At 74.2% G+C, this 23,353-nt stretch carries 24 protein-coding genes; 14 read left to right on the top strand and 10 right to left on the bottom strand.

Annotation, left to right across the window (positions count from 1 at the left end):
- Window positions 1-51 precede the first annotated feature (51 nt).
- Window positions 52-417: a hypothetical protein gene (locus K5O09_RS16310; RefSeq protein ID WP_222170496.1), complete on the bottom strand. Its 366-nt coding sequence runs from the start codon at window positions 415-417 to the stop codon at window positions 52-54.
- A gap of 116 nt (window positions 418-533) precedes the next feature.
- On the opposite strand from K5O09_RS16310, the gene K5O09_RS16315 reads away from it, so the two are divergent.
- Window positions 534-785: a hypothetical protein gene (locus K5O09_RS16315; RefSeq protein WP_222170497.1), complete on the top strand. Its 252-nt coding sequence runs from the start codon at window positions 534-536 to the stop codon at window positions 783-785.
- A gap of 359 nt (window positions 786-1,144) precedes the next feature.
- Here the strand turns inward: K5O09_RS16315 and K5O09_RS16320 are convergent, their stop codons facing one another.
- The gene (locus K5O09_RS16320; RefSeq protein ID WP_222170498.1) at window positions 1,145-1,861 is read right to left on the bottom strand and encodes a hypothetical protein; all 717 of its coding nucleotides are present in this window, start codon (window positions 1,859-1,861) and stop codon (window positions 1,145-1,147) included.
- A 46-nt stretch (window positions 1,862-1,907) separates the two neighbouring features.
- Window positions 1,908-2,489, bottom strand: a complete 582-nt coding sequence (locus K5O09_RS16325; RefSeq protein WP_222170499.1) for a hypothetical protein — start codon at window positions 2,487-2,489, stop codon at window positions 1,908-1,910.
- A gap of 322 nt (window positions 2,490-2,811) precedes the next feature.
- Here K5O09_RS16325 and K5O09_RS16330 point away from each other — a divergent pair, with 322 nt between their 5' ends.
- Window positions 2,812-3,330 carry a hypothetical protein gene (locus K5O09_RS16330; protein ID WP_222170500.1) on the top strand — a complete coding sequence of 173 codons (519 nt, stop codon included), beginning with the start codon at window positions 2,812-2,814 and terminating at the stop codon, window positions 3,328-3,330.
- A 274-nt stretch (window positions 3,331-3,604) separates the two neighbouring features.
- Here K5O09_RS16330 and K5O09_RS16335 read toward each other — a convergent pair whose 3' ends face one another.
- Window positions 3,605-4,207 (bottom strand): hypothetical protein, encoded by a 603-nt coding sequence (locus K5O09_RS16335; protein ID WP_222170501.1) that lies wholly within the window; start codon window positions 4,205-4,207, stop codon window positions 3,605-3,607.
- A 336-nt stretch (window positions 4,208-4,543) separates the two neighbouring features.
- On the bottom strand, window positions 4,544-4,984 hold the full coding sequence (locus tag K5O09_RS16340) for a DUF5997 family protein (RefSeq protein ID WP_370635481.1): 441 nt from the start codon (window positions 4,982-4,984) through the stop codon (window positions 4,544-4,546).
- Window positions 4,985-5,117: 133 nt separating this feature from the next.
- Here K5O09_RS16340 and K5O09_RS16345 point away from each other — a divergent pair, with 133 nt between their 5' ends.
- From K5O09_RS16345 to K5O09_RS16365, 5 genes are all read left to right on the top strand, one after another.
- Window positions 5,118-5,936 (top strand): LysR family substrate-binding domain-containing protein, encoded by an 819-nt coding sequence (locus K5O09_RS16345; protein ID WP_222170502.1) that lies wholly within the window; start codon window positions 5,118-5,120, stop codon window positions 5,934-5,936.
- 8 nt (window positions 5,937-5,944) lie between these two features.
- The gene (locus K5O09_RS16350) at window positions 5,945-6,679 is read left to right on the top strand and encodes a Sir2 family NAD-dependent protein deacetylase (RefSeq protein WP_222170503.1); all 735 of its coding nucleotides are present in this window, start codon (window positions 5,945-5,947) and stop codon (window positions 6,677-6,679) included.
- A 160-nt stretch (window positions 6,680-6,839) separates the two neighbouring features.
- A complete protein-coding gene (locus tag K5O09_RS16355; RefSeq protein ID WP_222170505.1) occupies window positions 6,840-7,058 on the top strand; it encodes a hypothetical protein in 219 nt (72 codons plus the stop codon).
- Window positions 7,059-7,076: 18 nt separating this feature from the next.
- Window positions 7,077-7,634: a PadR family transcriptional regulator gene (locus K5O09_RS16360; protein ID WP_255595802.1), complete on the top strand. Its 558-nt coding sequence runs from the start codon at window positions 7,077-7,079 to the stop codon at window positions 7,632-7,634.
- 38 nt (window positions 7,635-7,672) lie between these two features.
- On the top strand, window positions 7,673-9,208 hold the full coding sequence (locus K5O09_RS16365) for a DHA2 family efflux MFS transporter permease subunit (protein WP_222170506.1): 1,536 nt from the start codon (window positions 7,673-7,675) through the stop codon (window positions 9,206-9,208).
- Here the strand turns inward: K5O09_RS16365 and K5O09_RS16370 are convergent.
- Genes K5O09_RS16370 through K5O09_RS16385 form a run of 4 tightly spaced genes read right to left on the bottom strand, consistent with a single transcriptional unit; the run spans window position 9,192 to window position 13,559 of the window.
- A complete protein-coding gene (locus K5O09_RS16370; protein ID WP_222170507.1) occupies window positions 9,192-10,415 on the bottom strand; it encodes a family 1 glycosylhydrolase in 1,224 nt (407 codons plus the stop codon). The two genes, K5O09_RS16365 and K5O09_RS16370, sit on opposite strands and share 17 nt — an antisense overlap.
- Before the next feature lie 7 nt (window positions 10,416-10,422).
- Window positions 10,423-11,313, bottom strand: a complete 891-nt coding sequence (locus K5O09_RS16375; protein WP_222170508.1) for a carbohydrate ABC transporter permease — start codon at window positions 11,311-11,313, stop codon at window positions 10,423-10,425.
- Entirely contained in the window at window positions 11,313-12,242 is a 930-nt protein-coding gene (locus K5O09_RS16380; protein ID WP_222170509.1) for a carbohydrate ABC transporter permease, read from the bottom strand. The genes K5O09_RS16375 and K5O09_RS16380 overlap by 1 nt, the downstream gene beginning before the upstream one ends.
- Window positions 12,243-12,245: 3 nt before the next feature.
- Entirely contained in the window at window positions 12,246-13,559 is a 1,314-nt protein-coding gene (locus K5O09_RS16385) for an ABC transporter substrate-binding protein (protein WP_222170510.1), read from the bottom strand.
- Window positions 13,560-13,671: 112 nt separating this feature from the next.
- On the opposite strand from K5O09_RS16385, the gene K5O09_RS16390 reads away from it, so the two are divergent.
- The 3 genes from K5O09_RS16390 to K5O09_RS16400 all read left to right on the top strand — a co-directional run bounded on the left by K5O09_RS16390 (window position 13,672) and on the right by K5O09_RS16400 (window position 17,358).
- Window positions 13,672-14,694: a LacI family DNA-binding transcriptional regulator gene (locus K5O09_RS16390; protein WP_222170514.1), complete on the top strand. Its 1,023-nt coding sequence runs from the start codon at window positions 13,672-13,674 to the stop codon at window positions 14,692-14,694.
- A gap of 88 nt (window positions 14,695-14,782) precedes the next feature.
- Window positions 14,783-16,591: a glycoside hydrolase family 2 protein gene (locus K5O09_RS16395; protein ID WP_222170515.1), complete on the top strand. Its 1,809-nt coding sequence runs from the start codon at window positions 14,783-14,785 to the stop codon at window positions 16,589-16,591.
- Window positions 16,592-16,791: 200 nt separating this feature from the next.
- Window positions 16,792-17,358 carry a hypothetical protein gene (locus K5O09_RS16400; RefSeq protein WP_222170516.1) on the top strand — a complete coding sequence of 189 codons (567 nt, stop codon included), beginning with the start codon at window positions 16,792-16,794 and terminating at the stop codon, window positions 17,356-17,358.
- On the opposite strand, the gene K5O09_RS16405 is transcribed toward K5O09_RS16400, so the two are convergent.
- Window positions 17,344-17,976: a hypothetical protein gene (locus K5O09_RS16405; RefSeq protein WP_222170520.1), complete on the bottom strand. Its 633-nt coding sequence runs from the start codon at window positions 17,974-17,976 to the stop codon at window positions 17,344-17,346. The genes K5O09_RS16400 and K5O09_RS16405 overlap by 15 nt on opposite strands.
- A 118-nt stretch (window positions 17,977-18,094) precedes the next feature.
- Between K5O09_RS16405 and K5O09_RS16410 the strand changes: the two genes are divergently transcribed.
- The 4 genes from K5O09_RS16410 (at window position 18,095) to K5O09_RS16425 (ending at window position 23,352) form a co-directional block, all read left to right on the top strand.
- On the top strand, window positions 18,095-19,366 hold the full coding sequence (locus K5O09_RS16410) for a sensor histidine kinase (protein WP_222170521.1): 1,272 nt from the start codon (window positions 18,095-18,097) through the stop codon (window positions 19,364-19,366).
- Window positions 19,363-20,013: a response regulator transcription factor gene (locus K5O09_RS16415; RefSeq protein WP_255595804.1), complete on the top strand. Its 651-nt coding sequence runs from the start codon at window positions 19,363-19,365 to the stop codon at window positions 20,011-20,013. Before K5O09_RS16410 ends, K5O09_RS16415 begins: the two co-directional genes overlap by 4 nt.
- A 69-nt stretch (window positions 20,014-20,082) precedes the next feature.
- A complete protein-coding gene (locus tag K5O09_RS16420; RefSeq protein WP_222170522.1) occupies window positions 20,083-20,721 on the top strand; it encodes a TetR/AcrR family transcriptional regulator in 639 nt (212 codons plus the stop codon).
- A 51-nt stretch (window positions 20,722-20,772) separates the two neighbouring features.
- Window positions 20,773-23,352, top strand: a complete 2,580-nt coding sequence (locus K5O09_RS16425) for an MMPL family transporter (RefSeq protein WP_222170524.1) — start codon at window positions 20,773-20,775, stop codon at window positions 23,350-23,352.
- Window position 23,353 lies beyond the last annotated feature (1 nt).

Below are 23,353 nucleotides of genomic sequence, written 5' to 3' on the forward strand. Positions count from 1 at the left end.
GGTGCGGCGTCTCCTGTGGTGAAGGTGAGCCAAACCTAAGTTAGGCGCACCTCAGAAGACAAGGACGTCTCGGCGCGCGTCCGGGGTGTCGTCGGGGTAGTCGACGGTCGGGTTGTCCCCGAGGAGCAGAGCGCGGGCGGTGCCGACGAGCAGAGCGGCGTCCCCGTACTCGCGGCAGGACGCGGCGGGTTCTTCGGAGATGCCGAGGCCCTGCCCGCGTCCGCGGACCTCCCGGGTCCACATCGAGTCGGGGAGCCAGTACCGGCGGGTGTTGTCGCGCATCGCGGACAGGACGCGGTAGGCGGTGAGGTGGCGGGCGTCGACGTCGTCGATCCACGTGGGTGCGATCGCGGACGAGGGTCGGCGGTTCTCGGTGAGCTCGGGGATGTGCGCGAGAGGCGCCCACTGGTCCTGCATGTAGTCCCGCGCGCTGCTGCCCCCCGGGTCGATGGCCTGGCAGGGTCATCGTCCGGTCGGGGGTGCCAGAGGCTAATGGTCTGGACCGAGCGTCTGAACCGGAGGACGCTCGGCGCATGCCTCAGTACGCGGTCAGGTTCACCTACCCCACCAGCCCGACTCTCGACGACGCGGTCGAGGGCGTGCTGCGTGACATCGCCGAGGTCGACCTCAAGACAGGCGAGACGGACGCCGGCGGCCGACACGGTGACGTGTGGCTGATCACCGCCGACGACGCCGACCACGTGACGCGCCTCGTGGCGGAGGTCCGCGCCCGGGTGCCGGAGATCCTCGACGTGGCATTGGTGGAGAATCGCGGGATGGTCTAGCGTCCGCGCATCCCCGCCCACCGCTGACCGCCGCGGCCGGCGGGCTGCTTCTTGCCCTTCTCGGCGCGCTGATGCGGGTACATCAGCCACGTCAGCCCCAGCACCTCCGCGTCCACCCGGTCCAGGGACGCCTGCTTCGGGTCCCCTGTCCATGCGGTCGCCTGGTCCTCGAGGATCGACAGGTCGATGACGTCGGGGTCGACGACGTGGATGCGGCCCTGCTGGAAAAGGGCACGGATCGGCTGCGCCCGCGCCCACTTGCCCTACCCGGGGCCGCGGCGTGCTTGGTCGGCCCAGGTGGCTGCGGTGGGGTGGGTTCGAACATGCGGGCGGCGTGCTCAGCCCAGTCGATGCTCACCTCAGGATGATGAGGGACCAGGTGCGACCTCCTCGCCATTGGGCGGAGGAGCGGTCGGAGCGGGGCCGTAGCTTTCGGCCTCGCGCTCGATGCGCCTCTTTCCCCAGGGGCCGCGCGTGTCGAACCATGCGCGCAGTCGCCCGAGCTTTCCTCCGTAGCGCGTCCCCAGCAGGATTCTGGCGTCCATCTGGATGTGGTCGGCCATGTACGCGAGGTGGAAGTCCATCTCTTCCTGGTGCTGCGACCTCGCCTTGGGGTCAGCGCCCGGCTCGAGTAGGGCGCTCATCTGCAGGTCGCAGGCCAGTAGGGCGTTGAAAGGGAGCCACACGTCGCCCGACGTAGTCGCTCGCGCGACGTGGAGCTGCTCGCCCGCAGCTGCTGATGCCGCCTGCCATTCGGCGAACCGCCGGTCATACTCGCCGAGGGCCTCCTTTCGTCGATTCGGCGGGATCTGCTCTGGCGTCTCAACGATCACCATTGAAGCGAGCAGTTCGTTCCCTGTATCCCTGAGCCTGTATGCGACGCGCAACGTCTCCACGCCGGCGTCTCTTCGCAGGTCCCTCGCCTTGTTCCGAGCGTCCCGTCGTTGGGTGAGCGTGAACAGGATGAACGTCGAGAATGCGCTCAATAGTGCCCCGACGACCACGCCGGCCAATGGGGTCTGCCAGAACGGCGGGGCCGGGGGGCTCTCTGCGGCGAAGATGAGGATGGCGCGCACGACACCGAAGGTAACGCTGAATACGCGTGCCCGGACGGGGAACGGGCTACGCCACGCCGCCCGCCAGCACCCGCAGATGCCGAGGCACCACCTCAGCGACCAGCGCCTCCTGCTCCGCCGTCAGCCCTAGGTCCGCGAGGATGGCGCGGATGGCTCCGGCGACGAGCTCGCCCTGCTGCTCGGCGAGACGCACACGCCGCTCCTCGACCCCGGCCTTGATCGCCGCCTGACACACGGTTACGAGGTGCTTGCGCTCCCGCCCGTACAGCTCGTACCAGATCGACGGACGAGCCTCCTGCGTGGTGTCCGTCCCGGGGGCCTCGCCGGACTGCTTGTCGACGACCTTCGTCGTGCCCCACACCAGAGCGTCACGCCCCGACGGGTTCGCCGTTCCGACCGGCCGGCCGTCCAGCGTGAACGCCTGGTGCGTCGGCTCCTCGTGCAGCTCCTGCACCCGGCGCCGCAGCCACTGCACGTGCCCGGCAGTCCACCGGACCTCCTCGAGCAGCGCGTCCGTCGGGGAGATGTCCACCGGCAGCCCGAGGGTCTGCACCGCGACCGCCGCCGCGGCCTCCTCCTGCCTGCGCCGGCCTGCGGCCTGAGCCTGCGGCGACCCGCCCCCGTGCATCCGGCACACCCGCTGGCCCGGGAGCGGCCCGTTCTTGCACGCCGCGCCCGCTCGGGAGTGCCCGGTGCAGGTCGGCTTCCCGTTGTCGCGTGCATGGGGTCGTCCGCACTTCGCGCAGTCCACGGGGTCGCCGCTGATGGGTTCGGCGGGGGCCATGTGCGGTTCTCCCACGGCGTCGGGGTCCACGGTGTGCGCGTGGTCGCCCTCGGAGTGTCCGGTGGGGGGTGCAGGTCGGTGGCCGGTTCGCCAGACAGGTGGTGGGTCGCGCTCGTAGCGTGTGACGCATCCCGACGTGGGCGCGGGGCATGTGAGGAGGACAACGGTGTTCCCTGACGACTTGGTACCGAACCGGGGACTGCTTCACGAGCGCCTCGGTGACGGGCCGAATCTGATCTGGCGGTTCGCTGTCGAAGGTGACGACGTCGGGGTCACGGCGCCGTGGTACCCGCCGGCGCACTCGTCGCTGCTGGCGCTGGTCGGCGACGCCAGGGTCGAGTTCGTGAACTTGCGTGGTCAGGCGGAGGACGACGGCGTTGGGTTCTCTGTCGGTGCTGACGTGTTCACCGCGACGTCGGTCGTGACGCTCACCGCCTCGAAGGTGGGCGGTCGTGACGTCACTTGGCGCGTGTTCGCGGTGGGGCGTTCGACGATCTCGAAGGTGGAGGTGGCCGCCACGGCAGACGCGTTCTTGGCTGGGAACTCGGAGTGGCCGAAGGTCAGGCATGCGGTCGTGACGTTCGCCGATGGTCGGGAGCTCGCTCTGACCCCGAACGGACAGAGCTCGCGGGACCGCGAGGAGCTGGCGGACCTCGTGCTGAGCTTCGTGCGGGCGCTCAAGTAGCGTCGTCTGCGGCGGGTGCCCGACCTACCAGGTCCAGCTTCGGCGGTTCGCCTGGGTCGCTCGCTGAACGCGGGCGCGTGCTCGGGCGCGCTGTGTGGTGCCGGGGTGAGGTCGCCCCACGGCCCACCGGATCCCACAGCCCGCGCACTCCCACCAGCCGTTGTGGTAGCCGGGCTCGTAGCTGACCCGGGTCGTGCGGTGTCCGCAGTAGGAGCACGTTCCGTTCCGTCTCACGGTTCCCATGGCGAGAGTCTGCCGGGAGGGTCTGACACGCTCAGCGAGGAGCGCCGGCTGCTCTCGCAATCGCGGCCTCGGCGAGGAGGCGGGTGCGGTTCACGTCTGCGGTGGCGTTCTCGAACAGGCGCCCGTCCGGGGAGACCATCTGCTCGCCCTGCTGGCGCTTCACCTGGAGGACCTCCGCGATCGCCGGGTCCGACCCCTCCTCGGAGACGAGGAAGTACGCGACCGGGGGTTCGTCGATGCCGTCCCTCCGGAGGCGGCCGATGCCCTGCTCGTGGATCTGCGGGGACCAGTCGAGCTCCCCGAACACGGCGACGCGGGCGACCTTCTGGAGGCCGTCGACGCCGGACCCGGACCGCAGGGACATGATCAGGATGCGGGCGGCGCCGTTCTTGAGCGCGTCGAGGGCGGCGCCCATCTGGTTCGGGGACTCCGTGCCCGCACACAGGACCGGGCGGGACTCGGCGAGGCGGTCCAGCCAGATGTCGTAGTCGGCGCGGTGCCACCCGAACAGCACGATCTTCTCCTCACTCTCGAGGAGGAGGCGGACGAACTCGGCGACGAACGGGGCCTTCGCCAGGCCGGTCGCTTGGCGCATGAGCATGTCGATCTCACCCGAGGCGCGGAAACGGTCCATCGACGTGGTGGAGGAGCCGAGGATCAGGTGGGCGAGGGCCGCGGCGTCGCGGCCACGGCGGCGCGCAGGTGGTCACCTGCGCGCCGGTCGGTGTCATCCCTGCCTGAGCGACGATCGACCACGGGTCACCCGGCGGAACCGGGCGCTGCGACACACGGTTGGCAACTTCGCCCCGGTACGGACCCAGGCTGCGGACACGGTTCCCGACGTCTTTCTGCCCATGCACGATGGCCCATGCCCAGGTCGCCCGGCGGGCACGCCGAGGCGCCGGGCGCACACAAGGGTGCGTCCGGGTCGTGCGGCGGGCTCAGGCCCGGGCGGGCCCCCGTGCCGGGCTCAGCTCAGGGACCGCTCGGTGCCGGGGGTCGCGGCGCGCGCGGCGTCCCGCTCCCGCAGGCGCTGCTCCTCGCGCTTGACCTCCATGTGGGTGGCGCGCTCGCGGTGCAGCCACTCGGGGCTCTCCTCGATGATCGCGTCGATCTGCTCGGTGGTCAGCGGGTCCGTGAGGCCGGCGCGCGCCAGCCCGGACGTCGAGATCCGCAGACGGGCCGCCACGACGGCGCGCGGGTGCGGGCCGGTGCGCCGCAGCTCCTGCAGCCACGGCGGGGGCGTGCGCTGCAGCTCGTCGAGCTGCTCGCGGGACACGGGCCCGGCGCGGAACTCCTCGGGGGTGGCCGGCAGGTGCACGCCGAGCTTCGCCGCCGCGGTGGCGGGCTTCATGGTCTGCGGCGTACGCGCGCGGCGGGCCGGAGCGGCCGGGCTGTCCTCGGAGGTCACCGGTCCAGGATACGGACCCCGGCCCCGGGCCGGCACCCGGCGGCGCCGCCCCGCCGTCGCGGCGGCACGGGCCGGCGCAGCGCGACGAGGCCGCCCGGCCCGGCGGGCCTGCCGCGCGGCTACGCTGACCGCGATGCCCGTCCCCCCGGCCGCCGACGCCGACCCCACCGCCGACCCCGCCGCGGCAGGGCGCTTCCGCCTGCTGCTGGTGCCCGGCGTCGTGCCCGCGTCGTGGGTGCGGACGTGGCGCGAGCGCCTGCCGGACGTCCGGCTCGAGCTCGTGCACGGCCCGGCCGCCGACGCGGGGTCGACCCTCGTCGCGGGCGGGGCGGATGCGGCGCTGCTGCGCCTGCCCGTCGACCGCGACGTGCTGTCGGCGATCCCGCTGTACGTCGAGTCCACGGTCGTCGTGCTGCCGAAGGACCACCTGCTCACCGCGCTGGACGAGCTGACGCCGGAGGACCTGGCGGAGGAGACCCTGCTCACCCCGGCGGACGACGTGCTCGGCTGGGACGACCCGCCCGGCGAGCCGTCCGCGCTGCCGACGCCGGCGACGACGGAGGACGCCGTGGCGCTGGTCGCGTCAGGCGTGGGCCTGCTCGTCGTCCCGCAGTCGCTCGCCCGGCTGCACCACCGCAAGGACCTCACGTACCGGCCCCTGTCCGGGGCGCCCGCGTCGCAGGCGGCGCTCGCCTGGCTCGCGGCGCGCGACGGCGACCCCCTCGTCGAGGAGCTCATCGGCATCGTCCGGGGCCGCACGGTGAACTCCTCCCGCGGGCGCGGCGCCGCCGGCGCGGGCGACTCCGGCCGGAAGGCGCCCCGGACCGCCGACCAGCCGGCCCGGGGTCGCACCGAGCGCGCGGCGCGGTCCGGTCGCACCGGCGGCCGGGTGGCGGGCCCGCGCGGCGGCCGCTCCGGCACCGCCGGCCGCCGGCCACGGCGGGGGCGGTAGCCGTGCACATGCCCGCCCCCGGCCTGCGGGTCACCGTGCTGAGCGGCGCCGGCCTGTCCACCGCCGCCGGCATCCCCGACTTCCGGGGGCCGCAGGGCACGTGGACCCGGCACCCCGACCAGGTGGAGCTGCTCGACATCGGCCGGTACGTCGCCGACCCGGACGTGCGGAGGCGCGGCTGGCGGATGTGGCGGGACCACCCCGCCTGGCACGCCCGGCCCGCGGCCGGTCACCGGGCGGTCGCGGAGCTCGGCCGGGCGGGGCGCCTCCAGGCGGTGCTGACCCAGAACTTCGACGGCCTGCACCAGGCGGGCGGCAGCGACCCGGCCGACGTCGTCGAGCTGCACGGGACGCTGCGGACCACGTCGTGCCTCGCGTGCGGCGCCCGCGAGGACACCCGTGCCGTCCTCGCGCGCCTCGACGCCGAGCCGGACCCCCCGTGCGCGGTCTGCGGCGGCGTCCTCAAGCCCGACGTCGTCTACTTCGGCGAGCGCCTGCCCGAGCGCGCGCTCGACCGGGCGATCGCCGCGGCGCAGGACGGCGACGTGCTCGTCGCGGTGGGCAGCACGCTCACCGTGCAGCCCGTCGCGAGCCTCGTGGGGCTGGCGGCGGAGGTCGGCGCGGAGGTCGTCATCGTCAACGCGGAGCCGACCCCGTACGACCGGCTGGCCGACCGCGTGGTGCGCGACCCCATCGAGCAGGCGCTCCCGGCCCTGGTCGACGAGCTGCTCGCCCGCGACTGACCCTCAGGTCGGGCACCCGCCGCGCCGATGAGCCAGGGGTGACCCGCCGCACCCGGACCGCGCTCCTCGTCGCGGCCCTCGCCCTGGCCTGGGCGCGGCCCTGACCGCCGCGGGCTTCGAGGACGTCGCCGTCGACAGCCTGGACCCGGAGTCCGACGCGGTGCCGGCGTTCGCGACCGGCACGGCCCACGGCTTCGGCATCATGCTGATGGCATCGCGCGTGGTGGACGAGGACGCGACGCGGGCCGCGGGCGAGCTGGTGCTGCGCGAGGGCTCCTTCGTGCACCTGCTCGCGGACCTCGGCGACGACTCAGGCGGCTCCCGGGGCGCAGGTGTTGCGCGATCGCGCCGGTGCGGGCATATAGTCCACGTGGACTGATCCGGAAGGAGCAACATCGTGGCCGCCACCCTGACGCCGCTCGCCGTCGCCACCCTGGCGCTGCTCGACGAGACGCCGCGGCACCCGTACGAGCTGCACCAGGTCATGCGGCAGCGCGCGACCGACCGCGTCGTCAAGGTCCGGCCCGGCTCGCTGTACCACACGGTCGACCGTCTCCACCGCGACGGTCTCATCGTCCCGACGGGCACCGACCGCGCCGGCAACCGCCCCGAGCGCACCACGTACGCCATCACGCCGGCGGGCCTCGAGGCGCTGTCCGCCGCGCTCGCCGCGATGATCTCCGCGCCGGTCAACGAGTTCCCGACGCTCCCCCTCGCCCTCTCCGAGGCGCACCACCTGCCCCGCGAGACCGTGCTCGACCTGCTCCGCGACCGCCTCGGCCGCCTGGGGGCCGAGCTCGACACCCTGCGCAGCGCCGTCACCCACGTGACCGCCAAGCAGCTCCCGGCCCGCTACTGGGCCGACATGACCTACCAGATCGAGGTCTACGAGGCCGAGTCCCGCTGGATCGCCGCGTTCGTCGACCGCATCGAGTCGGGCGAGGTCACCTGGTGACCGGCGCCGACACCCCCACGCACCCCCGAGGAGCCACCGTGCACCCCACCGTCCGACCCTGGCCCGCCCTCTGGGCGCTGGTCGTGGGCTTCTTCATGATCCTGGTCGACACCACGATCGTCTCCGTCGCCAACCCCGCCATCATGGCGGGGCTGCACACCGACATCGACGCCGTCATCTGGGTGACGAGCGCGTACCTGCTGACGTACGCGGCGCCACTGCTGGTCACCGGCCGGCTCGGCGACCGGTTCGGCCCGCGGTCCGTGTACCTCGTGGGCCTGGCCGTGTTCACGGTGGCCTCGGCGGCGTGCGGCCTGGCGGGCTCCATCGGCGCCCTCATCGCCGCACGCGCGTTCCAGGGCCTGGGCGCCGCGCTCATGACGCCCCAGACGATGGCCGTGATCACGCGCCTGTTCCCGCCGGACCAGCGCGGCAAGGCGATGAGCCTGTGGGGCGCGACCGCCGGCGTCGCGACCCTCGTCGGACCGCTGCTCGGCGGCGTGCTCGTGGACGGCCTCGGTTGGGAGTGGATCTTCTTCGTCAACGTCCCCGTGGGCGTCGTGGCGTTCGTGCTGGCGTGGCGCCTCGTCCCCCGGCTCGACACGCACGCGCACTCGTTCGACGTCGTCGGCGTGCTCCTCAGCGCGGTCGGCATGTTCCTGCTGGTGTTCGGCATCCAGGAGGGCCAGACCTACGACTGGGGCCTGATCGGCGGCTGGCTGCCGGTGTGGGGTCTGGTCGCGGGCGGCGTCGTCGTGCTCGTCGTGTTCGTGCGGCACCAGGCGCGGATGCGCGGCGAGCCGCTCCTGCCCCTGGGCCTGTTCCGGGACCGGAACTTCGCGCTGGCGAACGGCGCCATCAGCACGCTCGGGTTCGCGGTCACCGCGATGTCCCTGCCGCTGGTGTTCTACTACCAGCTCGTCCTCGGGTTCTCCCCGACCCGCTCGGCCCTGATGCTGGCGCCGATGGCGGTCATGACCCTCGTGCTGTCGCCCGTGGTGGGGCGCCTGGTCGACACCGCGAACCCCCGCACGATCGCGCTCACCGGCATGCTCCTGCAGGCGGCCGCCCTGGTCTGGTTCACGCTCTGGCTGACGCCGGACCCGGACCGCTGGGCGCGCCTGCTGCTCCCCTCCGCGCTGCTCGGCGTGGCCAACGCGTGCCTGTGGTCCCCGATCTCGTCCACCGCCACCCGCAACCTGCCGCGTCAGCTGGCAGGGGCCGGGTCCGGCGTGTTCAACACCACCCGGCAGGTCGGCTCCGTGCTCGGCTCGGCCGCGATCGCCGCGCTGATCCAGGCGCGCCTGGTCGCCGAGCTGGGCCCCGGTGCGGCGGCGTCGACGGGTGCGGCCGAGGCGGCGGGCGCCCTCCCCGAGGCGCTGCGCGCCGGCTTCGCCCACGCGATGGGCCAGTCGCTGCTGCTGCCGGCCGCGCTCGCGGTGGTGGGCGCCGTGGTGGTGGCGTGCTTCGCCCCGCCGCAGCGCGCCGCCGGCCCGGACGCGACCGGGCCGGCGGTGGCGCCGGCCGGAGCCGAGGACGCGGCGGCGCGCGGGGCGGTCAGCGCGCGGCCGTGACCCGAGCCCGCCAGCGGTCGTACGCCGCGTTCGGGACCCGCGCCAGCACGTCGTCGGCGCCGCGCACGAGGTCGACCAGCCCGAACGGCAGGAGGTAGTCGTCCGCGGGCGCGGTGCCGTCCCGGTACGACCAGTCCGCCAGGTCGAGCAGCGGGAACCAGAACACCGCGGTGACCGGCACGCCGTCCGCGCGGACCTTCTCGACCGTGTCGAGCAGGTCGTCCACCCACTGCGCCTTGGCGGCGACGTCGGGGGTGGCCCGCGAGGTCTCGGTGACGGCCAGCGGCAGGCCGTAGCGCTCGTGGTACGCCCCGAGCAGCTCGACCAGCCCGGCGGTCCCGGCCTCGACGGGCTGCTCCGCGCCGTCCGCGCCGACCAGCTGCCGCGTGAAGGCCGGGTAGTAGTTGACGCCGACGACGTCGGGCACCACCGCGTCCCGGCGCAGCGCCGCGAGGTCCTCCTCGCGCGCGCCGTGCCGCACCAGGTGGCCGTGCAGCGGGTGGTCCTCGCCGACCCGGCCGGTGACCAGGTCCAGGGCGAGGAACCGCCACTGCTCCCCGTGCGCCACCGTCGTGCCGCCAGGCCCGTGCCCCTCCCACAGGAACCCGGCGTCCACGTGCACGAACCGGACGTCGGGGCGCACGGCCGCGACCGCGCGCTGGGTGGCGACCATGCCGCGCGCCAGCGGCAGCAGCACGGCGACGAGCCCGTCCTCCCCCGTCAGGTACGGCGGCCAGCGCCCGTCACGCCCGCACCAGATCGCGTTGACCATCGGCTCGTTGAGCGGCGTGAGGTCGTCGACGACGCCGGGGTAGCGCGCCGCCACCGCGGCCGCGTACCGGGCGACGAGCTCCGGGTACCGCGGGTCGAGGAACGCGTTCGGCATCCACAGCGGGGTCCCGTAGTGCATGACGTCGAGGACGCAGCGCAGTCCGAGCCGCTGCATCTCGGCCATCACCTCGTCGAGCCACCGGAAGTCGAACCGCCCCTCCTCCGGCTCCACCCGGTACCACGGCGAGCCCCAGCGGATCAGCGTCGCACCGGACTCCGCGGCCAGGCGCAGGTCCTCGCGCCAGTGGTGGTAGTGCTGCGTCAGCTCGTACTCGTCGAGCTTGCGCTGCCCGACGCGCTCCGAGGGGATGAACGTGTCCTCGATGCCGACGCCGTGGTGCAGGCGCCCGTCGGTGTGCCAGGACGTGTCAGTCACGCGGACCTCACTTCATGCCGGTCGTCGCGATGCCCGCGACGAAGGATCGCTGGATGAGCAGGAAGAACACGACGACGGGCAGCAGCGCCAGCACCGACCCGGCCATGAGCAGGCCGTACTCGACCACGTGCTGGCCCATGAACATCGCCAGACCGGCCGGGAGGGTGGCGGACTCCAGGTCGTTCGCCATGATCAGCGGCCACAGCAGGTCGTTCCAGTTGTACTGGAAGTGGAACAGCCCGAGCGTCAGCAGGGCGGGCTTCGCGAGCGGGACGATCACCTGCGCGAAGATCCGCAGCTCCGACGCGCCGTCGATGCGCGCGGCCTCCTCCAGGTCCCGTGGCAGCGACAGGAAGAACTGCCGCAGGAAGAAGATGCCGAACGCGTTGGTCAGCCGCGGCACGATCATGCCGGGCAGCGTCCCCGCCAGGCCGACGGCCGCCAGGGTGTCGTACAGCGGGATGAGCGTGACCTGGTACGGCAGCATCAGCAGCACGAGCACCAGGACGAACACGAGGTTCTTGCCGCGGAAGTCCAGCCGGGCCAGCGCGTAGGCCGCCATCGCGTCGAACAGCAGCGAGAACACCGTGACGGCCCCGGCGAACACGATCGTGTTGCCGTACAGCCGCGCGAACGGGATCTGCGACCAGATGTCCCCGAAGTGCTCGAGCGTCAGCGCGCGCGGCCACAGCGTCGGGGGGAACGCCACGATGTCGGACTCCGGCTTGAACGCCGTGAGCACCATCCAGATGATCGGCAGCAGCATGGCCGCCGCGATCACGAGCCCGGAGACCCCGGTCAGCACCCGCCACAGGCGGTCGAGCCGGCGCACGTCGTGCCGGACGGGGGGCGGGGCGTCGTCGTCGACCGCAGCGGGACGCAGCAGGGTGTCGGCCATCAGTACGTCACCGCCCGCTTGCGGAAGTAGCCCCACTGGAGCATCGACAGCACGAACACCCCGAGCAGCAGCACCCAGGAGATCGCGGAGCCGTAGCCGAGGCGCAGGTCCTCGAACCCGACGCGGTACACGAGCATGACGAGCGTCTCCGTGCGGAAGTAGGGGCCGCCGTGCGTCATCACGTAGATCTGGTCGAACGCCTGGAGCGTGGCGATCGCGGCCATGATCGAGATGAGCATCGTCTGGTTGGACAGCAGCGGCCAGGTGACGTTGCGGAACCGCGTCCACGGCCCGGCGCCGTCGAGCGACGCCGCCTCGTAGAGCTCGGTCGGGATGGACTGGAGGCCGGCGAGGTACATGACCATGTAGAAGCCGACGGTCTTCCAGATCCCGACGACCATGACCGCGGGCATCGCGAGCTGCGGGTCCGACAGCCAGCCCTGCGTCGAGACGATGCCGAGGCCGTCGAGCCAGTGCGAGAGCAGGCCGATGTTCGGGTCGAGCAGGAACGCCCACGCGATCGCGACGATGGCCAGCGACACGATGAACGGCAGGAACACGGCGGTCCGCACCAGCCCGCGCGCGAAGATCGCCCGGTTGAGCAGCAGCGCGAGCGCGAGCGCGAGCCCGACGGTCACCGGCGTGACGACCACCGCGTACACGAGCGTGTTGCGCAGCGCGTTGCCGACGGCCGGGTCGGTGAGCAGCTCGCGGTAGTTGGCCAGCCCCACCCACTGCGCGGGCTGGATGCGGTTGTAGTCCATGAAGGACAGGTAGGCGGACTGCACCATCGGCCAGAGCATGAACACGGCGATGGTGAGCAGGCTCGGCGTGAGGAACAGCCAGGCGGTGCGTTCGCGGCGCCGGGCCCCCCGCCCGCGCCGGACGGCGACGCGGGCGGGGGCGGGGGTGCGGGCTGCTGTGGTCATGCCTCAGCCCTTGTCGATCGCGGCCTGCACGTCCGCGTTCGCCTGCGTGAACACCTCGGTCAGGTCGCCGTCGCCGTTCAGCACGCGCTGCAGCGCCGGGTAGAAGATCGAGTCCGTGATGGTGCCGGAGCTCGGCACGCCCGCCAGGTACACCTTGGCGCTGCCGAGCAGCTCCGGGTCGCCGAACACCGCGGAGTACGGGTTCTCCAGCTCGTCCGCCGGGATGTCCGTGCGCGTGGGGGGGAAGCCGGAGCCGTCGGCCCACGTCTTCTGCGACTCGACGGAGTTCCAGTACGCGAAGAACGTCTTGGCCGCGTCCTGCTGCGCGTCGGACGCCTTCGCGTTGACGGTGAACGCCACCACGTCGGCGAGCGTGACGTCCGCGTCGGGCCCGGCGGGCGGGGCGGCGAGACCGTAGTCCAGGCCGGCCTCGTCGAAGCCGGTGGTCATCCACGGGCCGACGATCTCCATCGCGGCCTTGCCGGTCTGGAACAGCTTGTCGGCGTCCGCGCCCGACAGGCCGATCGGCGAGACCTTCTTCTCCCGCACCTGGTCGACCCAGAACTCGAGGGCCTCGAGCGTCTCCGGGGAGTCGAGCGTCGCCGTCGAGGCGTCATCCGCCACGACGCCGCCGCCCGTGCCCCAGAGCAGCATCTGGTAGATCGGCACGGTGGTGTGGTCCGCGAGCGCGGCGGCGTACTGCTCGGGCTTGCCGTCGCCGTTCTCGTCGACCGTGAGCTTCTCCGCCATGGACGCGAACTCGTCCCACGTCGTCGGCGGCTGCTCCGGGTCGAGCCCGGCGGCCTCGAACATGTCCTTGTTCCAGTAGAGCATCATCGGGGCGATGTTCAGCGGGACGCCGTAGGCGGTGCCGTCGAAGTCCGCGGCGTGCTTCGCGGCGTCCGGCAGCGCGGACGTGTCCATCCAGGTGTCGTCGGCGTAGAAGTCGTCGACCGGCGCGAGCGCGCCCTTCGACGCGTACTGCGGCACGTTCGAGGCGCTCATCGCGACGACCTGCGGCCCGTCGTCCGACGACAGCGACGTGAGCACCTTCTGGTAGAGGACGTCCCACGGCATGACGTTGGGCTTCACCACGACGTCGTCCTGCGACGCGTTGAAGTCGTCGATGATCTGCTGCACGGCCGGGCCGTCGGGGCCGGTCATGCCGTGCCAGAGCACGAGCTCCGTGGGCCCGTCGCCCGTCGTGCCGTCGTCGTCCTGGGCCGAGCCCTGGCCGGCGCAGGCCGCCAGCGCCAGGGTCAGTCCCGCGGCCAGCGCGATCCCGCGCCTGGTCCGTCGTCCGTGCATGTCCGGCATGTCCGCCTCCTCGCGGTCACGTGTCGCCGCGGCGGGGCCTGCCGCGGCGTTGCAACGTGGCAAACGGTAGACCCAGCGGTTGCAGCGTGGCAAACCCGCTAGGGTGCCGCCCATGACGCGCAGGGGTGCGGTGACGCTGCAGGAGGTGGCGCGGGTCGCCGGGGTGTCCCCGAGGACCGTGTCGAACGTCGTCAACGGCTACGAGCACGTCGCGCCCCGCACCCGGGAGCACGTGCAGGCGGTGGTGGACGCGCTGGGCTACCGCGCGAACACCGCTGCGCGGGCGATGCGCACCGGCCGGACCGGCCTGCTCGGCCTCGTGGTGCCCGCGCTCGACCAGCCCTACTTCGCCGAGCTCGCCCGCGCGGTGGTGCGCGAGGCCACCGGGGCCGGGTTCACCGTCGTCGTGGACCAGACCGACGGCGACCCCGACCGCGAGCGCGAGCTGCTGCGCCAGGGCCCGCGCGGGGCGATGTTCGACGGGCTCGTGCTCAGCCCCCTCGCCCTCAGCCGGCGCGACCTGCTCGACGCCGACCCCGGCCGCCCGGTCGTGCTGCTGGGCGAGCGGACCGTGGACACCGCCTTCGACCACGTGCACATCGACAACGTCGCGGCCGCGCGCGAGGCGACGGAGCACCTCGTGGGGCTGGGGCGCCGACGGGTCGCCGCCATCGGCCTGCAGACCGAGGCGCAGACGGGGCGGCAGCGCGCCGAGGGGTTCATGATCGCGCTCGCCGAGGCCGGCCTGCCCGCGCACCCCCGGCTGCTGCGGTACGTCGAGGCGTACGACCGGGCGTCCGGGTTCGCGGAGATGACCGCCCTGCTGGACGAGGACCAGCGCCCCGACGCGGTGTTCTGCTTCAACGACATGCTCGCCGTCGGTGCCCTGCGGGCGTGCCTGCTGCGCGGCGTGCGGGTGCCGCAGGACATCGCGCTCATGGGCTTCGACGACGTCGAGGAGGTCCGGTACCTCACGCCGGCGCTGAGCACCGTCCGCCCGGACCGGGACGAGATCGCCCGCGTCGCGGTGGCCCGGCTGGTCGCGCAGCTCGACCGGCGACCGGCCGGGCCGCCGGCCGGCCAGGACGTGACCGTGGCGCACGCGCTCGTCCTGCGGGAGTCGACGGGCGTCTGACGCCGAGCGGGGGGGCAGCGGTGTGACACGCGGCTTTGCAACGTGGCAACATGGTTCGACCACTTGCTCCAGCGACAGAAGGACCGCCATGACGACGACGTCAGCACCCGCGACGGGTCTGCACCCCCGGCCCCAGCTCGTCCGGCCCGACCGGTGGTGGTCGCTGGACGGCCCGTGGCGGTTCGCGTTCGACGACGCGGACGCGGGCTGGCGGGCCCGCTGGTACGGCACCGGCGCGGACGCGCCGTTCGACCGCGAGATCGTCGTGCCGTTCCCGCCCGAGTCCGAGGCCTCCGGGATCGCCGACCACGGCGACCACGCCGCCCTCTGGTACCGGCGCACGTTCGCGGTCCCCGCCGCGCTCGGCAGCGACCGCCTCCTGCTGCACCTCGGTGCCGTCGACCACGAGGCCGACGTCTGGGTCGACGGCCGGCACGCCGTGCGGCACGAGGGCGGGCAGACCCCGTTCACCGTGGACGTCACCGACCTGCTCGACCCGGACCTGGCGCCGGACGCGCACGTCGTCGTCGTCCGGGCGACGGACGACCGCACCGACGTCGAGCAGCCGCGCGGCAAGCAGGACTGGCAGCGCGAGCAGCACGCGATCTGGTACCACCGCACGTCCGGGATCTGGCGCACCGTGTGGCTCGAGCAGGTGCCCGCGGTCGCCGTCGGCTCGCTGACCTGGCGGCCCGACGTGCCCGCCGCCCGCGTGGCGGTGCAGGTGCGGCTGCGCGCGGCCGCTCCGGCGGGCACCCGGGTGCGCGTGCGGCTCCGCCGCGGGGACACCGAGGTCGGGGCGGCCGAGGTGCCCGTCGTCGGCTCGCTCGCGGACGTCGTCGTGCCGCTGCCCGTTCAGCACAACGGCCAGGCGTACGAGCAGCTGCTCTGGTCGCCCGACCACCCCGTGCTGCTCGACGCCGACGTGGTGCTCGTCGACGCCGCGGGGGCCGAGCTCGACCGGGTCGACGCGTACTGCGGCCTGCGCTCCGTGGCCGTCGAGGGCGACCAGCTGCTGCTCAACGACCGCCCGTTCACCGTCCGCGCCGTCCTGGAGCAGGGCTACTGGCCGCAGTCGCACCTCACCGCGCCGAGCCCGGAGGCGCTGCGCGCGGAGGTCGAGCTCGCGCTGGCGCTCGGGTTCAACACCGTGCGCGTCCACCAGAAGGTCGCCGACCCGCGCTACCTGTACTGGTGCGACGTGCTGGGGCTCGCCGTCTGGGGCGAGACCGCCGGGGCCTACCGGTTCTCCGACGAGGCCGTCGCCCAGCTCACGCGCGACTGGCTCGACGTGGTCCGCCGGGACGTGTCGCACCCGTGCGTGATCGCCTGGGTGCCGTTCAACGAGTCCTGGGGCGTCCAGCACATCGCCCACGACCCCGCGCAGCAGGCGTACAGCCGCGCCCTGACCGAGCTCACGCGGGCGCTCGACCCGACCCGGCCCGTCATCTCCAACGACGGCTGGGAGCACACGGCGTCCGACCTGCTGACCGTCCACGACTACGCCGCCACCGGGGACGTGCTGCGCGAGCGCTACGGCGACGCCGCCGCGGTCGCCCGCACGGTCGCCGGGATCGGGCCCGCGGGCCGGCGGATGTGGGTCGGCGGCCCGGCGCCCGAGCCCGGCACCATCCCCGTGCTGCTCTCGGAGTTCGGCGGCGTCTCGTTCGCGCCCGGCGCGCCCGAGGGCTCGTGGGGGTACTCGGAGGCGCGAAGCCCCGAGGACCTCGAGGCCCGGCTGACGGACCTGCTCGGCGCCGTCCGGGCGTCCACCGCGCTGCGGGGGTACTGCTACACCCAGCTCACCGACACCGGCCTCGAGACGAACGGCCTGTGCACCGCGGACCGCGAACCCAAGCTCCCGGTCGAGACCCTGCGCCGCCTCTTCGGGGCCTGACGCCCCGGCCCTCTCTGCCTGTCCCCCGGCTCCCGTCCCCCACTCCGCCCCCGTGGGGACGTTCGGATCCGTTCGCACCGGCACGCCCGGCGCGCCGGTGCGAACGGATCCGAACGGGGCCTCGTGGGGCGGGAGGGCGGGGACGCGCTGCCGCGCTGAACCCGCCCCGCGGGGCGGAGCACGTCGGTACCGTGGCGCGCATGCGACGCACGACCGGCGAGACGCTGCTCGGGCTGGTCGCCGCGGGGTTCGCGGCGACCGGGCTGGCCTACGCGCTCAACGGCCTCACCCGGCACGACGCGCAGCCCCTGGTCACGCTGACCGACGCCGCGCACCCGCCGCTGCCGGACAACCACGTCGAACGCCTGGCCGGGCCGCTCGCCCGGGTCTGGGTCGGGGACCTCACGCGACCCGAGGCGTCCCTCGCCCGGGTCGGTCTGTGGGGCCCGCTGCTGCTCACGGCGCTGCTCGTCGGCCTGCTCGCGCTGCACGTCGGGCGCACCGACCGGCGGGGGTCCTGGCGCCTCGTCGCGCCCGGGCCGTACCTGACCGCGGCCGCCGTCACGAGCGTCGTCCTGGCGGTCGCCCAGCCGCTGCTGCAGCGGGTCGGCGCCGAGGTCGCGCTCGCGAGCATCGGGGCGCCGCCCGGGTACGTGCCCCACACCTCCGTGCCCTGGGGGTGGCCGGCGCTGGCCGCGGCGCTGCTGCTGGGGACGCAGCTCACCCGGCGGCGGGTCGCCCGGCCCGCCGTGTCACCGCGCGTCTGACCGCGCCGGACCGGCCTCGTCGCCCGCCGCCGCGTCGCCCGCCGCCCGGCGCGGCGTGAACGTCTCCCACACCGGCCCGAACACGAGCCACGCCACGAGCACCAGCGTCGCCCGCCCGCCCCAGCCCAGCAGCACCTCCCGCTGCTCCGCCGCCGCCTCGCCCGGCCCCTGCGCGACGAGCAGCAGCACGCCGAGCACCGCGCAGGCCACCGCCCAGGCGAGCAGCACCCGGAGCCAGAGCGCCCACTCGTACCGGACGCGCGCCGGCCCGTGCCGCGGCGGCCGCACGGGCTCCGGCCCGCCGAAGAACCGGTGCGCGACCCAGGCGTCGACGGCGTGCACGGTCCGCTTGCCGAAGGCCACGGTGAACCCGAGGTAGAGCGCCGCGAGCCCGTGCGTCCACGTCGCCTCCGACCCCCGCAGCAGGTCCCCGACGGTGGCGACCAGCAGGACCACCTCGAGCAGGGGCTCGCACAGCAGCAGCGCCGTCGACAGGCGCCGGCGACGCAGCACGTAGCGGGCGACGACCGCGGCGGCGAGGAACACCCAGAAGGCCACCTCGCACGCGACGACGAGCGCGGCGACCGGGTTCTCGCGGAGGGTCTCGATGACGTCCATGCCCGGCAGCGTCGCGTCGGCGGGGCACCGCGGGCGTCGCCCGACCGCACGATCCCGCCGCCCCGCGTCGTCCCTTCGGAGGACCCCGCCGCTCCCGGGCCGTGCTGGGATGGGCGTCATGCCGTCCCTGCCCCGCCTCGACGACCGCGGCGTCGCGCTGCTGTACCTGGCCGCCGGGCTGCTGCTGCACGGCGCGGGGATCTCGGTGACGGGCGCCGCCGTCGCGGGCCCGGCCGGGTGGTGGCTGCACACCGTGCTGCTGCTGGTCGCGTGCGGCGCGCTGACCGCGAAGCGCCGGCACCCCGTCGCGGTGCTCGCGGTGGCGGCCGCGTGCGTGGTCGGCACCGTCCCCGCGGGCGGCGGGCTGGGCCTGCTGCTCGTACTGGTCGACGCCCTGTACAGCGCCGAGGTGCACGCCTCCGCGCGGGCCCGGCGCGCGCTGCACGCGGTCGTCGCGGCGCTCACCGTCGCGGCGCCCGCCGCCGTGTGGGCGACGGGCGGCGGCCTGCGCGACGCCCTGGCGGCGGCGCTCCAGGCGGTCGCCGTCCTGGTCACGCCGCTGTGGTGGGGGTCGGACGTGCGGAGCCGGACCGAGCTCGCGGCGTCGGAGGCCGAGCGCGCGACGCTGGAGCGGGCGCGGGCGGACCTGGCGCGCGCCCACGCCGCGGACGTGCAGCGGATCGCCGACCTCGACCGGGACGCCGCGGTGCGCGACGAGCGAGCGGGCATGGCGCGGGACCTGCACGACGTGGTGGCGAGCCGGCTGTCGGCCGTCGCCATCCACGCCGAGGCCGCGCTGTCCGGACCGCCCGATGCCGATCGCGACCGGGCGGCGCTCGCGGCCGTGCGCGCGGAGTCCGTCGCGTCGCTCGCCGAGATGCGCTCGATGATCCTCGTGCTGCGCGGCGCCGACCCCCGGGACGGTGCCACGGCCCCCGCCGGCCTCGACCGGCTGGGCGACCTGGTGACGACGGCGCGGCAGCGCGGGCTGGACGTGCGGGTCGCCGCCGCGGTGCCCGAGCTGCCGGCGGTGGTCGACCACGCGGCCTACCGCATCGCCCGCGAGGCCCTGACGAACGCCGCCGCCCACGGCACCGCGGGCGGCCGGGTGGACCTGCGCGTCGCGTCCGACGGGTCGGCTCTCGAGGTCGTGGTCGTCAACGGGCTGCCCGCCGCCGACGCGCCCACCCCCGCCGTCGCCTCCGCGCTCGGCTCGGGCACCGGCCTCGTGTCGATGGCGGAGCGCGCCCGCTCCCTGGGCGGCCGGTTCGCAGCGGGACCGGACGCGGCGGACCGCTGGCGCGTGCACGCCGTCCTCCCGCTGGCGCCGGGCGCGCCCGCCGAGCCCGTGGCGCGGAGGACCGCCCACGCGGCGGGGGGTGCGCCGTGACGGTCCGGGTGCTGCTGGCGGACGACCACGGGGCGATCCGCGCCGGCCTGCGCCTGATGCTCGAGCAGGCGGACGGCGTCACGGTGGTGGGCGAGGCGGCCGACGGAGACACCGCGGTGGCGAACGCCCGGGCGCTGCGGCCCGACGTCGTGCTGATGGACATCCGGATGCCCGGCACGGACGGCATCGAGGCGACGCGGCGGATCGTCGGCGAGGGGCTCGCGCAGGTGGTCGCGCTGACCACGTTCGACCTCGACGAGTACCTGTTCGGCGTGCTCCGGGCCGGGGCGGTCGGGTTCCTGCTGAAGTCCGTCGGCGCCGCCGAGCTCGTCGCCGCCGTGCGGCAGGTGGCGGCCGGCGACGGGGTGCTCGCCCCGGAGGTCACCCGGCGCGTGCTCGCGAGCGTCCCGGTGCCCGCCCCCGAGCCGGCCGCCCCCGACGCCCCGGGCCTCGGCCGGCTGACGGCCCGCGAGCGCGAGGTGCTCGTGCTGCTCGGCGAGGGACGGTCGAACCAGCAGGTGGCGCAGGCGCTGACGGTGTCCGAGACCACGGCGAAGACGCACGTCAGCCGGGTGCTGGCGAAGCTGGGCTGCCGGACCCGCCTCGAGGCGGCCGCCGTCGCGCACCGCGCCGGCCTCGTGACGTGAGACACATCAGGCGCTTTGCACCCGGTGCACGCTTGCACTGAGTGCAGCCACGTGCCTACGGTCCTCCGCGTGACCGAGACCCCCGACCGGCGCTCCGCCGTCAAGGCGAGGTCCCGGCGCGCCATCCTGGAGGCCGCCGACGCCCTGCTCGTCGAGCACGGCGCTCCCGTGTTCAGCGTCGACGAGCTCGCGGAGCGCGCGGACGTCTCGAGGCGCACGGTGTTCAACCACTTCGGCTCGCTGGACGACGTCGTGCTGACCGTCTGCGCGGAGCGGCTCGGGCAGGTGATCGCCGAGGTCGAGCTCGCGGCGACGCGGACGCCGGTGGGCGACGGCTCCCGCGCGTCGATGTTCGACGAGCTCGCCGAGACCCTGCGCGGCGCCGACCTGCCCGCCCCCGTCACCTACCTCGCGAACGCCCTCGGCCCCCTGGCCCAGGGCGACGACCCCCGCGCCGCGGCGCTCGCCCAGCAGGCGTTCGCGCGGGTCGCGGACCACCTCGTGGACGAGCTGCTGCGCCGCTACCCCCACGTCGACCCGCTCGACGCGCGGCTCCTCGTGACCTCGCTGGTGCACGGCGTCGGCGTCATCGCCATGCACTGGTGCACCACCACCGACCCCGCCGCGCCCGACGCGCGCGCGGCGTGGGACGCCCTCGTCGACCGGCTCATCGAGAACGTCCGAGCCGGCTACATGCCGGAGCACTGACGCCCCGCACTCCCACCCACCACAGCGCAGAGACAGGGACGGACACCGGACATGGCAGGACTCCTCTACAGAATCGGGCGGTTCTCCGCCCGCCGGGCCTGGGTCGTCGTCACGGCCTGGGCCGCGGTGCTGGCGCTGTCGGTCGGCGCGTACCTCGCGTTCGGCGGCACGCTCACCTCCGCCATCACCATCCCGGGTACCGCCACGGAGAAGGTGACCGAGCACCTCCAGGAGGAGTTCCCCTCCGCGAGCGGCGGCACCGGCACGGTCGTGCTCCACACCGGCGGGGACGACGCGTTCACGCCGGAGCAGCAGGCCGCGATCAGCGCGGCGCTGGCCGACGTGGCGGACCTCGACGGCGTCAAGGGCGTCACGGACCCGTTCGCCACCACCGAGCAGCTCACGGAGCAGGCCGCCCAGCTCGAGGACGGCCGCGCGCAGATCGCCGACGGCCGGTCCCAGCTCGACGCCGGGCAGGCCCAGCTCGACGCCGGCCAGGCCCAGCTCGACGCCGCGCAGGACCAGCTCGACGCGCAGCAGGACCAGCTCGACGCGCAGCGGGCGCAGGCCGAGGCGGCGGGGATGCTCACGCAGGTGCAGCCGCAGCTCGACGCCGGCCAGGCCCAGCTCGACGCCGGCCGGGCGCAGCTCGACGCCCAGCAGGACCAGCTCGACGCCCAGCAGCAGACGCTCGACGAGGGCCGCGAGCAGCTCGAGGCGCAGACCACGCAGGTCGAGGACGGCGCCGCGCTGCTGGACCTCGCCCGGGAGATCCGGCTGGTCTCGGAGGACGGCTCCGCCGCGGTCGCCACGGTGGCGTTCGACGCGGGGCAGTTCGAGGTGGACGCCGACCTGAAGACGCAGGTGGCGGACACCCTCGCCGACGCCGACCTCGCGGGTGCCCAGGTCGAGTTCTCGAGCGACCTCACGCAGGAGGTGCCGAGCGTGCTCGGCCCGGGCGAGGTCGTGGGCGTCGTCGTCGCGGCCGTCGTGCTGCTGGTGATGCTCGGCTCGGCGGTCGCCGCCGGCCTGCCGATCCTGTCCGCCCTGGTGGGCGTGGCCATCGGAGCCACGGTCACCCTCGCGCTGTCCGGCGTCGTCGACATGCTGTCCGTCACCCCGGTGCTCGGCATCATGCTCGGCCTCGCGGTCGGCATCGACTACTCGCTGTTCATCCTCAACCGGCACCGGCGCCAGCTGCGCGACGGCGTCGAGCTGCACGAGTCGATCGCCCTGGCCAACGGCACCGCGGGCAACGCCGTGGTGTTCGCCGGCACGACCGTCCTCGTCGCCCTGCTGGCGCTCAACGTCACCGGCATCCCGTTCCTGGGTCTCATGGGGACCACGGCCGCGGTGTGCATCGCAATCGCGATCCTCATGGCGATCACGTTCACGCCCGCGCTGCTGTCGCGCATCGGCCTGCGGGTGCTGCCCCGCAAGCAGCGCGCGACCATCGGCCACGAGGAGCCCGAGCCGGTGCCCTCCACCCCGATGCGCACCTCCCGCGCGGTGCTCACCCTCGTCGTCGGCCTCGCCGCGCTGCTGGTCGTCGCGATCCCCGCGCTGTCCATGCGGCTCGGCCTGCCGGGCGGGTCCTCGGAGGCCGAGGACTCCACGCAGTACCAGGCGTACACGATCACGGCCGAGAAGTTCGGGGCCGGCGTGAACGGCCCGCTGCTCGTCGTCGCGGACCTGCCCGACGCCGTGGCGGAGGGCGGCCTCGTCGCGGAGCAGGTGCGGATCGGCCAGGAGCTCGCCGCGTTCGACGACGTCGTCGCGGTCGCGCCGATCGGCGCCAACGACGACCGCACCGTGCTCGCGTTCCAGGTCGTGCCCCGCGAGGGGCCGGACAGCGAGAGCACCGAGCACCTCGTGCAGGACCTGCGGGCCGCGTCCCCGGTGGAGGGTGACGTGCAGCTCGGCGTCGCGGGCACCACGAGCGCGCAGATCGACGTCTCCGAGAAGCTCGCCGACGTGCTGCCGCTCTACCTGGCGATCGTCGTCGGCCTGTCGCTCATCATCCTCATCATCGTGTTCCGCTCCATCCTGGTGCCGGTCACCGCGACGCTCGGGTTCGTCCTGTCGCTGTTCGCGGCGTTCGGCGGCGTGGTCGCGATCTACCAGTGGGGCTGGCTCGGGTCGCTGTTCGGGGTGCACGACCCCGCGCCGGTGCTGAGCTTCCTGCCGATCATCGTCACCGGCATCCTGTTCGGGCTCGCGATGGACTACCAGCTGTTCCTGGTCTCCGGCATGCGGGAGGCGTACGCCCACGGTGTGGACGCCCGCGTGGCCGTGCGCCGCGGCCTGCACGCCGGCCGGGTCGTGGTCGCCGCGGCGGCGATCATCATGGCGTCGGTGTTCGCGGGCTTCATCTTCGCGGAGTCCTCGATCATCCGGCCGCTCGGGTTCGGCCTCGCGTTCGGCGTGCTGGTCGACGCGTTCGTGGTCCGGATGCTGCTGATCCCGGCGCTCATGCACCTGGCCGGCAAGGCGGCGTGGTGGATCCCCCGCTGGCTGGACCGGATCCTGCCCGACGTCGACGTGGAGGGCGCCTCCCTGGAGCGCACCCACCCGCACCCGATGCACCAGGTGGTCGACGCCCCGGAGCGGCACCAGCACGACCGCGCCTGAG

Origin of the sequence: Cellulomonas sp. C5510 (assembly GCF_019797765.1) — a bacterium.
In the GTDB taxonomy this organism is placed as follows: Bacteria; Actinomycetota; Actinomycetes; order Actinomycetales; family Cellulomonadaceae; genus Cellulomonas.